The organism is Flavobacterium galactosi, assembly GCF_048158585.1.
GTDB classification, from domain to species: domain Bacteria; phylum Bacteroidota; class Bacteroidia; order Flavobacteriales; family Flavobacteriaceae; genus Flavobacterium; species Flavobacterium galactosi.
In genome coordinates this window covers 352,152-366,297 of sequence record NZ_JBLNKV010000004.1, presented here as the reverse complement: position 1 = coordinate 366,297, position 14,146 = coordinate 352,152, and the positions used below count along the sequence as shown (strand labels likewise).

At 32.9% G+C, this 14,146-nt stretch carries 21 protein-coding genes; all 21 read right to left on the bottom strand.

Annotation, left to right across the window (positions count from 1 at the left end):
* Positions 1–45: 45 nt before the first annotated feature.
* Positions 46–1,152, bottom strand: a complete 1,107-nt coding sequence (locus ACM55M_RS10755) for a hypothetical protein (protein WP_416857635.1) — start codon at positions 1,150–1,152, stop codon at positions 46–48.
* A 3-nt stretch (positions 1,153–1,155) separates the two neighbouring features.
* Positions 1,156–1,566 (bottom strand): hypothetical protein, encoded by a 411-nt coding sequence (locus ACM55M_RS10750; protein WP_416857634.1) that lies wholly within the window; start codon positions 1,564–1,566, stop codon positions 1,156–1,158.
* A gap of 12 nt (positions 1,567–1,578) precedes the next feature.
* The gene (locus ACM55M_RS10745; RefSeq protein WP_416857632.1) at positions 1,579–4,092 is read right to left on the bottom strand and encodes a zincin-like metallopeptidase domain-containing protein; all 2,514 of its coding nucleotides are present in this window, start codon (positions 4,090–4,092) and stop codon (positions 1,579–1,581) included.
* 1 nt (position 4,093) lies between these two features.
* Positions 4,094–4,576 (bottom strand): hypothetical protein, encoded by a 483-nt coding sequence (locus ACM55M_RS10740; RefSeq protein ID WP_416857631.1) that lies wholly within the window; start codon positions 4,574–4,576, stop codon positions 4,094–4,096.
* Positions 4,577–4,594: 18 nt separating this feature from the next.
* Complete coding sequence (locus tag ACM55M_RS10735) at positions 4,595–5,149, bottom strand: hypothetical protein (RefSeq protein WP_416857630.1); 555 nt, start codon at positions 5,147–5,149, stop codon at positions 4,595–4,597.
* 2 nt (positions 5,150–5,151) lie between these two features.
* Positions 5,152–5,490 carry a hypothetical protein gene (locus ACM55M_RS10730; RefSeq protein WP_416857629.1) on the bottom strand — a complete coding sequence of 113 codons (339 nt, stop codon included), beginning with the start codon at positions 5,488–5,490 and terminating at the stop codon, positions 5,152–5,154.
* Entirely contained in the window at positions 5,490–6,104 is a 615-nt protein-coding gene (locus tag ACM55M_RS10725; protein ID WP_416857628.1) for a glycosyl hydrolase 108 family protein, read from the bottom strand. Before ACM55M_RS10725 ends, ACM55M_RS10730 begins: the two co-directional genes overlap by 1 nt.
* 102 nt (positions 6,105–6,206) lie before the next feature.
* A complete protein-coding gene (locus ACM55M_RS10720) occupies positions 6,207–6,833 on the bottom strand; it encodes a peptidoglycan-binding domain-containing protein (RefSeq protein ID WP_416857627.1) in 627 nt (208 codons plus the stop codon).
* Between the two features lie 9 nt (positions 6,834–6,842).
* The gene (locus ACM55M_RS10715) at positions 6,843–7,265 is read right to left on the bottom strand and encodes a hypothetical protein (RefSeq protein ID WP_416857625.1); all 423 of its coding nucleotides are present in this window, start codon (positions 7,263–7,265) and stop codon (positions 6,843–6,845) included.
* Positions 7,265–7,660 (bottom strand): hypothetical protein, encoded by a 396-nt coding sequence (locus ACM55M_RS10710; RefSeq protein WP_416857623.1) that lies wholly within the window; start codon positions 7,658–7,660, stop codon positions 7,265–7,267. The genes ACM55M_RS10715 and ACM55M_RS10710 overlap by 1 nt, the downstream gene beginning before the upstream one ends.
* A gap of 11 nt (positions 7,661–7,671) precedes the next feature.
* Positions 7,672–7,875, bottom strand: coding sequence for a hypothetical protein (locus ACM55M_RS10705; protein ID WP_416857622.1), 204 nt, complete (start codon positions 7,873–7,875; stop codon positions 7,672–7,674).
* On the bottom strand, positions 7,863–8,630 hold the full coding sequence (locus ACM55M_RS10700; protein ID WP_416857620.1) for a hypothetical protein: 768 nt from the start codon (positions 8,628–8,630) through the stop codon (positions 7,863–7,865). Before ACM55M_RS10700 ends, ACM55M_RS10705 begins: the two co-directional genes overlap by 13 nt.
* On the bottom strand, positions 8,618–8,938 hold the full coding sequence (locus ACM55M_RS10695; RefSeq protein WP_416857619.1) for a hypothetical protein: 321 nt from the start codon (positions 8,936–8,938) through the stop codon (positions 8,618–8,620). Before ACM55M_RS10695 ends, ACM55M_RS10700 begins: the two co-directional genes overlap by 13 nt.
* Before the next feature lie 11 nt (positions 8,939–8,949).
* The gene (locus ACM55M_RS10690; RefSeq protein ID WP_416857618.1) at positions 8,950–9,315 is read right to left on the bottom strand and encodes a hypothetical protein; all 366 of its coding nucleotides are present in this window, start codon (positions 9,313–9,315) and stop codon (positions 8,950–8,952) included.
* A gap of 77 nt (positions 9,316–9,392) precedes the next feature.
* Complete coding sequence (locus ACM55M_RS10685) at positions 9,393–9,941, bottom strand: hypothetical protein (RefSeq protein ID WP_416857617.1); 549 nt, start codon at positions 9,939–9,941, stop codon at positions 9,393–9,395.
* A gap of 75 nt (positions 9,942–10,016) precedes the next feature.
* On the bottom strand, positions 10,017–10,589 hold the full coding sequence (locus ACM55M_RS10680; RefSeq protein ID WP_416857616.1) for a hypothetical protein: 573 nt from the start codon (positions 10,587–10,589) through the stop codon (positions 10,017–10,019).
* A 22-nt stretch (positions 10,590–10,611) separates the two neighbouring features.
* The gene (locus ACM55M_RS10675; RefSeq protein WP_416857615.1) at positions 10,612–11,157 is read right to left on the bottom strand and encodes a hypothetical protein; all 546 of its coding nucleotides are present in this window, start codon (positions 11,155–11,157) and stop codon (positions 10,612–10,614) included.
* A 10-nt stretch (positions 11,158–11,167) separates the two neighbouring features.
* Positions 11,168–11,875, bottom strand: coding sequence for a transglutaminase-like domain-containing protein (locus ACM55M_RS10670; RefSeq protein WP_416857614.1), 708 nt, complete (start codon positions 11,873–11,875; stop codon positions 11,168–11,170).
* A gap of 249 nt (positions 11,876–12,124) precedes the next feature.
* Complete coding sequence (locus ACM55M_RS10665) at positions 12,125–13,273, bottom strand: hypothetical protein (protein ID WP_416857613.1); 1,149 nt, start codon at positions 13,271–13,273, stop codon at positions 12,125–12,127.
* 308 nt (positions 13,274–13,581) lie between these two features.
* A complete protein-coding gene (locus ACM55M_RS10660; RefSeq protein ID WP_416857611.1) occupies positions 13,582–13,839 on the bottom strand; it encodes a hypothetical protein in 258 nt (85 codons plus the stop codon).
* Positions 13,829–14,137 (bottom strand): hypothetical protein, encoded by a 309-nt coding sequence (locus ACM55M_RS10655; RefSeq protein WP_416857610.1) that lies wholly within the window; start codon positions 14,135–14,137, stop codon positions 13,829–13,831. The genes ACM55M_RS10660 and ACM55M_RS10655 overlap by 11 nt, the downstream gene beginning before the upstream one ends.
* Between the last annotated feature and the right edge of the window lie 9 nt (positions 14,138–14,146).

Genomic DNA, 14,146 nt, shown 5'->3' with positions numbered 1-14,146 from the left:
CTGCAACACGATTTCCTTCCTAAACAAAAATTAAATAACTATCTTTTAGAAAAACTTGCTTCTAACCTCTATTTTAAGTCCTAAAGGCACATCCGAGATGCTAAAACCACCGTCTAAACATTCCAAAGTCGAAATAGGCAGCACATTATAAACCCCTTGATTATTCCCGGACTGATATGTTATATAAACCTCATTTGTTCTTACATCCTGAAATATTCTAAAGTGATACCAATCAACAGCATAAGATGGCTTTGTGCATGTGAATTTTACATACATTCCATTTAACATCAAAGTTTTCGTTTGATCTAAAACTCTTTGTTCAGACCAATCCGTAGGCATCTGCCCCGTTCCGTTTAAATTGTCAAAATGTGAATTATTAAAATACTGAAATACCCCATATTTATCCAATCTAAAAACGTTTTGAGTCATCCAAATAGTATTCCCCCATAAACCCAAAGACTGATTTGTCAAGCCGTAAACATTACCCCTATATTGAGGGGAATCATAAACTTTGTAAAATTTGTTTTGTTGTACAGGAAAATTATTAACTGATACTTCCTGAACAGATGAACCTGTTTTAAAAAAATTGTCTGATAATTCAATTAAAAAATCATTAAAGTTTTCAGCGTAAATAACTGGATCACATAAACCACGATTTATCTGTGCATAATCCAAAACAAAATGTTTCGTATCAAATGAAGCTTCAGATTGAATTTTAAAAAAATTTGGCTTTCCTGCTACACCGACAACATTTTGCGCAGGCGTGAACGATGTTATTAAAGTATCGTCAAGTTTTTTTAATAAAACGTTACCGTTCGATGCCCTAATAAACTTCACTATTCTTTTATCTACTGGCAGAGTAAAGGAAGACGAAAAGAATTTTTTAGACAATTCCGTAAAAAACTCCACTTGATTTGTTGCCACTATGGGAGGTACACATGCCGAAAAATCAAAATTATTATAGTTATAGTTTCGTGTGTAGCCACCCCAATCCAATACTTGTACTAACGTAAATGCTCCGTCTAGTCCTATTACAGGGTCTTGTTTTGATGAAAATAAAGACATTTCACTGCTATAGTTGATAGAATGTAACGACACAGTGCCGTCACTATTAACCACCAAATACATATAAGGGTCTGTAGGTAGTGCCATTTTTTATTTTTTATATTTTACAACTTTTTTAGCTGATTTCTTTTTTACTGGTTTTGCTTTTCCAGTAGTAACTGCAACTTTTACGATTTTACCACCTTTGACGTATTTATATCCTTTTTTGAGTGTACCATCTGTTTTAATACCTGTAACTTTTACTACTTTGGCACAAACTGTTTTTAACCCTCTTACTGTTGGTTTTCTTAATCCTGATTTCATGGTTGTTGATTTTGATTTTACTATTTCATTTTTTAATACTTCTTGTCTTGAATCTGATAAAAGAATTAATGTTTGCCAAACATTTTTTTTATCCTGGGATTTTGCATTATTCCTTTTTAATCGAAACAGATTACCCTGTTTTGTCTCAAGCAATAATTCCTTCTCTAATTCATTGGTTGAGAGTGTTAATTTTGTCATTGCTTTTCATTTTTAATTTACAGAAAATGATAATTTCTTCTTTGCTGTTGGTTCTGCTATGGGTTCGGATTTGTCATACAGTAACTTTTTACTAAAAATATTGAACTTCAATCCATCTAAAGGCTTGTTTTGATAGCGGTTTTTGTCAGCATAGATGTAATTATCTCTATAATTCGTCTTCTTTTCAGTAAACAAAACAATGTCCGCATCAAATTGACTTTTGCTACCGCCACGCATTTTGCCGTCGGTTGTTTGCTGAAAAATGACAATGAACAATTTACCATCGTATTTTTTTCGCAAATCTTTATCCACTTCAAAACCTTTATGCATTTCTTGCATTTTGGTAAAACTGTCGATAACAATCACATCATTTTTTTTAATGAGCTGTTCCAATTCATTAACCGATTTTATTTCGGGAGCTTCAATGTTATTCAAGGCTTTTGTGTTTAAATATTGTTCCGCTTTATCAAAATATAAATTGCTCTCGGGATGCTCTTCAATACTGGCATGACCCACTTTGTAGTTTTGTGCTAAAGCATTCATAAACTGAAACGCCATTCTCGTTTTCATCGAACCTTGCCCACCTGTAAGTGAAATAACAATGCTCTCTTTTCTCTTGCGCTCTATTTGCCCCAAGAAACTTGCAATTTCAGTATTATCAATCTTGAAATAATTCACGTTTTTAGGCTTGTTTGCCAATTTGTAAGCAAGAGAATTTCTATTCATTTTCGAACCTTTTACAGCACCAAAAAGCGCATATTGTCCACCCGAAATTTTAGGCTCTTCTACTTTTTCTTTTTTTTCAACAGCTTGTGTTGTTTTAGCTCTTTTATCAACCTTTTTAGGTTTAACAGACGTATCAATTATTTTCTTTGGCTTCCTATTATTCCCCTTTACAAGTTCTTTCAAAGCCATAATAAATTGTTTTGTTTCCAAATAAACCCAAATCTCTTCTTCATTTTTCCCTGCTTGCATTTCAGCAACTTCGAAAATTTTTGTTTTTTTATTGTAATTGATTATTAAGCCATCAACGTTAATTTTTCCAAAACTTCTTGGCTCAAAAATCACTTCTCCACTTTCTTTAAAGTCGGTTGCTTTGAGAGCTATTTTATGTGAACTCAAAAAGCCATTTGCTATGTCTTTAAGTGAATCAATATCATTTTTCGCAATTTTATTTGGTTTTATTTTGACCGGAACAGCTTTTGTTTTCTTGGTTGTTTTCACTTTTGACACTCGCTTTACAACTGACTTTTTAGGCTTTACAGTTATATTGGAAAATTCTTTAGTGAATAAAAAATCTCCTTTTGCATCGGGTTGCAAAATAAAATCAGCTGCTTTTTGTGCTTGACTACTGGCTTTCATTAGAAAACGATTGTCATTTTCTAAATTTGGCAATAACACTTCATTCCATCCTTTCAAATAGCCAGCGTGATTTTTGTTAGTATAAAACATAATCCCTGCTTGTGCTGACAAAAAAACAGCTCCAAACTCTGCAATTAATTCCTCAAAAGCATATTCAGGCGAACCAAATTCGTTTGCTAGTCCTCTTTTTAATCTGCTTCCGTGTCCTGTACTGTGGCTTAATTCGTGAAAATAGGTTCTATAAAAATCCTGTGAAGTTTTGAATTTCGAAATATCAGGCATACTCAAAAAATCATTTGCAGGTTGGTAAAATGCTCTGCTTCCAGTAAACCTTATTTCGGGTTGTGGTTTGGGATAATTTTTGACAATAGCTTCTGCAATTTCAATTTTCTCATTTTCTCCAGTCTCCATTTCGTTGTTTACTACTTTCCCTTGCAATGAAAAATTATCCAAATCAAAATCAATCCCTTCAATGTCTGCACCATTGAATACGTTGTAGTATTTAAGAAAGAAGATTGTTTTTTCGTCTCCTTTTTCGAGCTTGTTATCTATGATTTTTTCATTTAACCTTTCGATTTCAGCATCGGAATACTCCTTATTAAAACTCGAAAAATAAACTACTTTATGTCCGTGGCTTCCTTTTCTTATTTTCCCTCCTTTTTCTTGAATTTGATTAAAAGTTAAAAAATAGGGATTGTCCAATAGCCCGAAAAGGGGTGATAACATAACCACATTTACCCCTCGATACGCCTTTTTAGAAACAAAATTATAAGGGATTAAATACCCCTCTTCTTTCCAAGCTCTCTTATAATCTCCCTTGTTCGCATCTTTGATTAAATCAATCATTCGTTGCGTAACCATATCATAAATTTCATTTGGAGAAACGGGTTTTCCTAGTCCTATATCCTCGGTTTCAGGAATAAATTCTAATCCACCTAGTAAACCAGTAATCCCGTCAACATCAACACCGTTTAAACCATAAGGCTCAACTAAATTTTTCAATTCAATCAAGAAAGTATCGTCCGAAAAAGCGTGAAGCACTTTGATGATTCTTTTAGATATTATTGTATTGCGCTCTTTTTCGGCTTTTTCCAGTAGTTTTTCAAGGTCTTTCCTTGTTACTATAATCCCGTTTAAACTATTGAATTCTTCTCCTAAAGTCATATCATGAAAGTTTATAATCGATTCCTAAAATGCTAACAACTGCTTCTGTTCTAATCTCCTTTACATTAAAACCATCATTTCCTAGAATGGCAATTGCGGTAGTAATTGCCGTTTGTAAATCTAATTTCACGAGTATATCTTTTAAAACTATACTGGAATTTGCAGGAATATTGAGAGCATTTATATTGACTTCCGAACTTCCGAAAAGCACATTCTTTTTATCATAAAACAATATTCTTTTTAGCGTAACGGCTACTATAGTAGCATTGAAATTTACAGGGGTTGGATTAAACATTCTCAAATCTAATTTGAAAGTAACATAAGGAATCCCATCATTCCACTTTGCATCTAAATTCTTAAAAGCAACTGGATATACTTTGACGTTTTGAAACTGCTCAATTATTTTTTTTACTTTATTTCCTAGCAAATAATAGCCTACAACTGCAACTATTCCCACTCCAATAACTATTTTTCGTAAACTCATTTTTTGAACATTAAAATATTAAACCCAAATTTTCGCAATGCGCCACACTAAAAAAACAATACTTGCAAAACCCAAAAAAGCGAAACACTTTACCCATAATGGAATGTATTTTATCGGAACTTCGACAATTTGTTTTTCAACTGATGTCTCTTTTGCCCTTTTATTACTTACCAATTTCTCGTTTTGAGTTTCTGCAACCTTTTGCCAAGCAACAATCATTTTCTTTATATCGTCATAGTAGATTCCAACTTCATTATCGCCTGATTTTTTTCTACTATTGAGGTTGCTTAATAATTGGTCTAATGTTGCTTGTGTAATACTATCGCACTCTGGTTTAATTGTTTTCACTTTTGAAACTTGAATGATTAAGCTGTCCAAAATAGCTTTGTTGATTGCTGTAACTTTAACACTATCCGTTTTATACTCTACAATACGTTCTACTGTATGTGTTTTCTCAATCGGTTTTGAAGCACAACTCTTTAAAAAAAGTGACAAAATGAAAATCACAAGCACAATAACAATGGTTTGAATAAATGTTTTCAATGGATTTTCTGATTGATAATTAGAATTCATAATTAATGGAATTTTGATTTTAGTACACTTTTCAAAACATCAAAAAAGCTACTGATTAATTCTTCGACTTCACTATGTATCAATGTTGATAACGAACCACCCCAAGCACAAATAACATAAATGAAAATTTTATTCAAGTTTAAGTATTGGTCGCAAACTGCATAAACTGAAAATGCTACAAAAAAACTCACTATTGCTTCGGCAAGAAACCAACTCAAACTGGGTTTTTTCCCTTTTGAAATTGCATTGTAAACTTTTGTAAAAACTCCTGCCAGTACAACGATCAGGAATAGAAAATAATCTTGTAAATCTTTGCAACTATTTAGAATTGTATCTTTCATTATTTGAATGCTTTTTTATTATTAAATACGAGCCAATCCCAAGCGTGGCTATAACTAGGCTTATCATTACTCTGCTGTTTGAACTTTTTTTTTTCGTAAACAAATCTTGACAATCTGTTAAGCCATCCTTTTAAGTTAGAACCGCCGATATTTCTATAATACTTCTCCCGGGATTTCTTTAATTCATAATGAAGAAACTCTGGATTCGATGCGTTTAATAAAGTGATTGTGTCTTTAGAAATTCTACTATCAACTTTTATATTTGCCCCAAATCTTTGTTTCAAAACTTCCTTAACAAACATTCGTTTTCCTGAATTAAAAAAATGGTCAACTATAATATTTGCAACCGATTGATTTTCTATATCATCTGCATTGCAAACATCCCAATAGAATTTTTTAGCAATCAAAACCGCAGTTTGAAGCGGTAAATTTTTCATATCGGCAATTGTTGGCGGGCGTTTTATGTAAGCTTCATAAGCAGGTGCTGATATTCCATATTTTGTACCCACCATTTGCCCCAATGAATTTGTATTGCCTTTTCTATCCGAAACTCTATTTTGATAACCTCCTTCCGCTTTTAATAATTCGGGAAGGAATAGATTGAAATTTGCCATTACAGTATCACTTTTTGAGGTTCATTTTTTTTATTTCGGAGGATTAAAAACAATCCCGTAATTGCTATTGCGCCAATAATTACTTTTGTTTCTGTCTTCATTTTAATATGGTTTTACGGCAGTGCCTTTTACAAAATAATAAACCCCGTTGCGCTCTACTAAATATTGACCTCCCACCTTTGAAGCAACATAAACTCCGATGTGTTCACCATAACTAAAACTCCCTCCTATAAAAGGTTTCGTTCCTGTATTGAAATACGTTCCTTCAGCAGTTTTTTGAGCATTAAAAACACTAACATCATTCTGAATCGCCATAATTTTTTGCCCTTTTTTGGGCAAAACAAAAGCAGTTGGCTTTGCTTTGGTGGCTACTTTCTTTTTTGAAAAAGTATTGATACTTATTTTTGTAACCCCTCTTTTTGCCAATAATGCTGTTAGAGTAATATTTCCAAAATCGCCATCAATTTTCACTCCTAGTAATCTTTGCAATTCCCTTACCTCAAGTCCTTTGCTTCCTTTAAACAATAATTTATTTTTGTCCAAAACTGCTCCTACTACTGGCTTTGGATTTTCTCTTACTGGTGCTGTTGGTGCGATTGGTTCAGGGGTATAAGAAACAAGGCTTTCTTCGGCTTCTTTTTTCTTTTTCTTCCAATACAAAAAACCTAAAAATCCTGCTCCAACTACTGCCGTTCCAATCAGCACTTTATTTTCTTTACTCACTTTCATATCCTTTTTTTATAAATACATTGGAAATTTCTTTCTTAACAAGTTGTAATCGGCATCATTAAGTTCTTCTCTCAACCACGTTTTTAGGGGTAACTGTGTTCCTCCAATGGTGTTGTAACCCAGATAACGATTGTAGTTCCTCAATCCAAAAGCCTTACTAATTAAGCCGAATTGGTTTTGTGAAACACCTGTCAATTCTTCAATCATCGTTTGTTCGTCTGTACCGGTGTAAATGTTCATTGCATTATACAATACATTTGCTTTTTGGCTTGCAGAGAAAAGTGGAATTAAGTTGACATCGCCTTCGTCAATGTACTTTGTGCCACCACCCAAAACAGACTTTCCGTTTTTGTTCTTTTTGGTAAGAAAAAAAACGCCTAATCCAAAAAACAAAACCGAAACTCCAATTATTACTTTTCTTTTATTTGTCATTAGAAAAACCCTTTTATTAAAAATCGTAGTTTGGCTATCTCTGTTTCATTAAATTGATCTTGAAGCCATTCTACCAAATTCATTTTGACAAGTGTTGAACTCCTACGTTCTCCAAATTCATTATAAACCTTTATAAATCCATTGTGATTCAATCCTGTCAAGTTGTTTTCAACGGTGTTATAATTTGCCCCAAAACCTAATAAAGCAGTATAAATTGCCTCCGAACGTGCTTTGGCTTGAGTAACATTTATATTACTTGGTTTGTATCTTTTGTCGTCTTGAATTTGCTGAAATCCCTTAAAGATTTTAAAATATACCAATGTCAATATTCCACCAATGAGAGCAATCTTTAAAACTGTAAATCCTGTTGGACTTAATATTTGTTTCCTTTGCATCGTTGGATTTTTTAAGCAGTTAAAAACCCTTTTATCATATCGAAATTGGTTTTCAAATGTGTGATGGCAACTGGACTTTTAGACAACTCCACAAGTTTTGTCAATACATCAGAATCTAGTTTTGCCAGTTCTTTTAAAGCCGTTACTTTTGGTTTTAATTCAAATGGTGTTTTGGCAATCACATCTAATTGAATGGTTTGTTTTATGCTTCCCATAAGTTGTGTTTTTTTAATAATTCAGCTAATTCATTAGAGAAAACCGCATTTGTATTCAATCCGTTATTGATACTATCTAGTACATTTACCACGGTATCATCAATATTTTGCAAAGCAGTTGCAAAATGTTTTTTTACTGGTGTATCATACGTTTCAACTGGATTACCTAAACCTAGCGGTGGAGTTCCTTTTACAAAACTCATCAAAGCAGGTAATTGTTGAATAGCTCCCAATAACATTTCTTGATTTCCTTTGCTCTTATCGGTATCATATTTAGATGCCAACCGTTCCTCTTTCAACTCTTCATTTTGCTTTTTAAACTCTTTATTTTCAGATTTCAAAACCTCATTTTCTGTCAAAAGTCTTTGTGCATCTCCTTTGGCTACAAATAAGTTTATCATATCAAGTGTTCCTAAACCATACGAATTCTGAAAAAATTCTGTTTGAGATTGTTGATTTGGTTGCACTTGTGGAACTGGTTTTGTTTCCTGACTTTCTTTAGAAAAATTAACTTCAAAACTTTGACCGTCGATTTTAAAAGTACTTCCGTTTTTACGCTTCAAACTCAAATTCAATCTTTTGTGTCCATTAGCAAAAAGAGTTTCAAAAAATTCTTCTGCCGTACTCTCATTAGCTGTTATTTCAGCATGAGTTTTGTTGCGAAACAAAAACGAATTTGTATCTAAATCGAAAACCGAAACTGCCGAGTATTGGTCAGTATTTAGTTTGTCCATTAAAATCTCTAATTCTTGCATCGTATGAATTTTTTATAAATAATGTCTATTTCTTTTTTGTTCCAAGTGAAACTTGAAAACTCCTGCAAAACACCTTCATTTGTTTTATCAAATCGGATGTTTAAATCAATTTTTGATATTGTACCGTCGGGAGGAACTATGACAAAACTTTCTTTACTAGCTATTTCAAAATCATTGACAAAGACACTAGAAATACCGTTATTCCTAACCTGCAAAGTCGTTACATTTTCAATTATAATACTGTCTTTATCATCTTTTATCTTCAAAAAAACAACACCCGTAATTACTGCTATAAAGTCTTTTATCATTTGATTTTATTTTAAGAACAACTTTCAGGATTAATTTTGTACATCAAAATCAAATGGAAATAGGTGTCTTTTGTTACAGCTGTTTTTGTTCTTGCCTTAAATTGAAATGTTTTGGATTCTGTATCAAATAGAAGGGGTTTGTAACTATCGTCAAATCCTGAACCTTCTCTACGCTTCCAATGGTTTACGTGTGTTGGTTTTGAAAATGCTACGCCACTATCATCATAAATACCATATTCCGCAAAATTGTCTACATCTATATGATTAGTGTGTAATTCTGCTCCTAAAACGAAACCAATTTCTAAAGCAGTGGTAAGCAAAGCTTCTGTTTCTCCAGATGGAATGATTAAATTGATAACTTTTTCTCTTACTGCCATACTATTATGTTGTTTAAAAAAAGCCGTAACTACTTACGTTTACGGCTTTTTTTTAGTTATTAATGACCTTTTTTTTACTATCGTTTAGCTTGGTGCGCTCTGAATTCAAAACGAACATTATAGTCTTTATCAACTGGAACTGACACTCCTTTTGGGTATTCTATTTCCATTTCAAACTCCATATTACTACGGATTAATGGGGAAGTTGACAAGCTTCTAAAAGCTACAAAAGGGTCGATAGTTAAATCAGTAATTGGCATGTCTACCAAAACAGTACCGCCCTGTTTGATTCTAAATTCGGCTCCCAAAAATTCAGCTGGCAAAAGTGATTTTGTTGTACCCCAGTTTTGGGCTTTAAGATTAACATCCTGACCCCACAAAACACGGACACCATCAATAATGTAATCACGTCCTGCATTCAACTTGTTACCGTCAATATTGGTTACACCAACTTCACGACGAGTATTTACATCTACTAGGTTTACAATACCTGCTTGACCTTTTACCGCTACATTTAAATAAAGCGTTTTGTCTGTCAATTCTACTTGCCCTACTTTTGGAACCCCACCATTTCTTTTAGCCTTAATTGTCGCTACCGCTGACGCTAATTCTGTCCTTCTACTCATTTGATTGTTTTTTGATTGATGATTTTTATTTTTCAAAGTGCTATTAAAACTTTGATTACACTTGCTTTTTTGTTGTTATTGGTATATTTCGGAATACAACTCTTCCTCTTCTATTCCGTTTAGACCATGCTCATCTTCCATTCCATAAACATCTGATTCTGCACCGTGAAGTCCATTATCATACAGTTCGTCTTCTAACATTCCATTCAAACCATTATTCATTTCAAAAACATTTCCTGCTTCATCTATAAAAGTCCCGTTCAAACCGTTTTCATCGTACTGGTAAATTTGTCCATCACCTCCCATAAAAGTTCCGTTCAAACCCTCATCATAAGGACAAGCCAAACCAACTGCTCCTTTCATAAATTGGGTCGCTTTTCCGTCCCCAGTAAGTCTAGCACTCAAACTTTTATCGGCAATTTTTTTGATTCCTGTCAAAGCTTGAACTACTGCCGAACCCATCAAAGCACCTTTTAACAAATTATCCTTTGTGGTTGTTCCTCGTACTTTGGTCGCTCCAAAAGCCGAAGCTCCTGCAAAAACTAAATTAATAATTGGGCTTTCTGACTGTGGTAATAAAGTGCTAACTCCATTAGACAACGCACCTCCAACAACTCCACCCCCAATGATTGCTACTTCTTTATTCATATTTTATTGATTTAATTACTTACTACTTTTTTGTGGCTAAATAAATTCCTCCTCCCAAAACCACCGCTCCTGCTACATAAAGAATTGTGTTATCTTTTGGCTTTTGCTCTATCGGTTTAATTGGCGTTAATTCTCCTACTGGTTCTTTCTCAATTTCTACATTTTTGGATACTTCACTTTGATAAGAACTGCTTTCGGTATTTTGATTTTGGTCATTTTCTAATTCAGATTTTGCAAAAGATGCAGGCGTAATATTATTAATGGTTTGTAATTGTGGTCTCGAACGGTTTTTTACAGAACTTACAACTTGTTTGCCTACAGCGGTTTTAGAAAGTTTAACCGCTTTTGTTACCGCTTTTGACTTTGCTACTTTACTAACCAATCTGCCAGCTTTAGAACTTAACAGCTTAGAGGCAACACCACCACCAACAGGAATAAAACCTGCCGCAATCGGAGCAGCAAACTTTGCGACCTTAACTGCATTTTTTAAGCTTACATCTTTAAGCCTAATCCTCCTAAGGAATTTAGATTTACCTAAACCCACTTCTCCATCATTAATAATTATCATACTTCATTGTTTAATTAGATTTTCCAAATACAAACACACCTCCTATAACGGCAACGATTGTGGAGTAAATGGCAACGTTTGATTGTTTCTTTGCAAAAAATTGCGGTTTCTTTGCAACTGTTTTGCGATTAGGTTTCGGTGCGTTTAATCCAAAATGCGGTAAATTAACTTCGGTATCATGTGCCATTGTGTATATGGGTTCTCGGTTATTATTGGTTGTGCCGTCTATAATAAAATAGCCGTCTTTTATGTTTCCAGTTTCTTGATTCAAAGGCACGATTACATAAACGTGAGTAAATAAATCAGGTCTAAAACTCGGTTGTTTTATTTGCCTTACGAAGTGCCTTACACCCAAATTCACAAGCAAACAACTGGCAAAAATCGAATAGGTTTTACAATCCACTCCCTCAACACGTTGCTTAAAAGCACAAGCAGGACTTCGTAAATTTTGCTCCATTCCGTCCGCCTTATACTGGATGTGATTGTACAAAAACCAATATATCTTGTCGCAAGTTTCTTTCAGATTACTCTTTTGCAAAAGAGTTGCAACTTCCTTTGTCTGATAATTGTATTTGACAACCATTTCCTTTATCATTCGGACGGTATCAAAAGTATTACCGTTGCCTAATTTCGTTTTATCACAAGCGACTTTAGGAAACAACGGCTCGTACTCTTGACCACCTAATAAATTTCTTTTTAACAAGCTATCAATGTCCATTTTCGTTCCGTTCTTGCTTAGAGTATTAGGCTTCTATTTGATTATCGATTACAAATATTAGAAGGATTTTATAATGGTTTAGACCATTGCAGACGATTGACCCGCTTTGCAAAATGTTTCTTTTCTTTACAAAGGTTTTGCAAAAGATTTGTAGGATTCTTTAAGTGAAGTAAGGACAAAAAAAATCCCCTCAACTTTTATAGTTGTGAGGATTTTTTTTCAATCGGTATAAAACTTTATTCTACTTTACTATTCTACATCAGGATATTCTAGGTCGGTAAAATTTGTTTCTGTATGATTTGTAAACCACCCTAGCAATTTTACATCTTCTAAAATTTGTAATTCCATTTCTTTTGGAAACGGTTCTATATCTTTCATCAAACCTATTCTAAACTGTTTAAATTCTGTAGTTGTTGCAATTAAAATCATTTTCTTGCTTTCATATTTTGAAAAAACACAAAAGCTGTCCATTGCTAAACTAAGGAAAGTCTTTACCATTTCTTCGGTCATTTCTTGAGTATAAAAAGCAAATACAACGCCTATTCCATCGAAATCAGCATATCTTCTTGCAAAATGCAATCCTTTAGTATCTTTATATGAATCGAAAAACTCTAAAAAATTATTTGAAATTATTCTTCTATTAAACCTATTGAATGATAATATTGCTATTGCCAATTCTTCTGAATCTGGATTGCTTTTCGAAAGAACTTCTCTTTTTACGAGTTCATCTAAAAAATAACTATTTTTATCAAGTTTCTTCTTTAACACAACTTGCTTATTAGACTTAAAATCTTCCCAATTACCATCTAATTGAATAAACATTCCATTATATTCTTTTGATTTAATGTCTTCAGGAAAGGTTCTCTCGTTTTTTAAATAATTCCCCAATAAATCATGTTCCGTACCTGAAATTAAAATACTCATTTTATCTACTCGAGATGGTTGCTCCTGCTCATATTCAAAAAATTGAGTTGCTGTTTCAATTGGGAAGTCGTTTTCTTCTCCTGGTAAAACGGTTACTGTTTTGTCTGCAAATAACAATTCCCTTTTTTTTAAATACTCAATAAAGTCTGGAATAGTATCTAATTCGTTAACTATAGTTTCAAAAGCATCCTTATCAAAAAGAGACACAAAGTTTTTTCCTTTTGTTTCTTGACTAAAAGGATAAAATTTTACACCTTCCCCTAAATTCACAATTATTCTATGAATATTATCAATTTTTTCTTTTGGAAACCTTTCAAGTTGTTTGTTAGGATGCTTTAAATATATGTCTCTTTCATTCGAAAATAATTTTCTTTCAGCTCCATGTATTTGTTTTACAGCCTTGTCAATTGTCCTTTTAAAATAACGTGAATATAAGTCTTTAAATTCATAATTTTTAACCGAAACGATTATCAAACAGTTCCCAAATATTATCAACAAATCGCATATTTCTTTCTTGTCACCATTCTCGTCTTTTGGACTTGGATAGCACCAATATCCTAAAAAAGAATTAATTGCAATTCTGCTTACAAAGTCTTCCCCAATATTACCTTTCTCAGTTGAGTTCATTTAATTTAAAATTATATTTAACTTGCTCGTAAGTATAAAAAAATCAGCCTTAGTCACACAAATTTGATTAATTTGGTATCGTGATTGTTAGTTTTTTTTCAAATGTAGTTAAACAATTCCACAAACACTTAAATCAACTTCATTCCTAAAAAAAGTTATTTTGAGCAAAAATCGATTTTAAGACGACTTCTTATCAGAAAGGAATATTTGTCCTTTCCACCATCTAAAACCTTATTAAAAAGCTTTAATTTAAGTTCTTCATCATTTACAAAGTTCGAAAGCTTGTTTGCAGAGGTTAATTTGGTGTTTTTTACTGGATTTTCTTTCGGATTTTCAAGAATACGAATAATAAAGTTTCTGTTTATTAATGCGTTTGTTGGGTTGTTCGATTTGATTGCATATTTACGTGACATCCTTATATCTTTTTTTAAATAGTTTTTTACTGGACAATAATTCTCGATAATCATTCAACTTAATTTTCAATTCGTCTGATAGAATATAACCGTCTGGAGTTCCGTTTTTTTCTATAAACATAATTACTTCCTGTGTCGAAATATTCTTCGCATTCATTCGCATTCCAGCGGGTATTGACTTTCTAGTTTCTTTGAGTATTTCGTTTATTTCTTTTCTTATGTACAATTCTGGAATTTGACTTAAATACAATGCTTGCAGTTCTTTTTTATCTCTAATGTAGTGTAGGGTTTTTAGCATTCTCCTTTG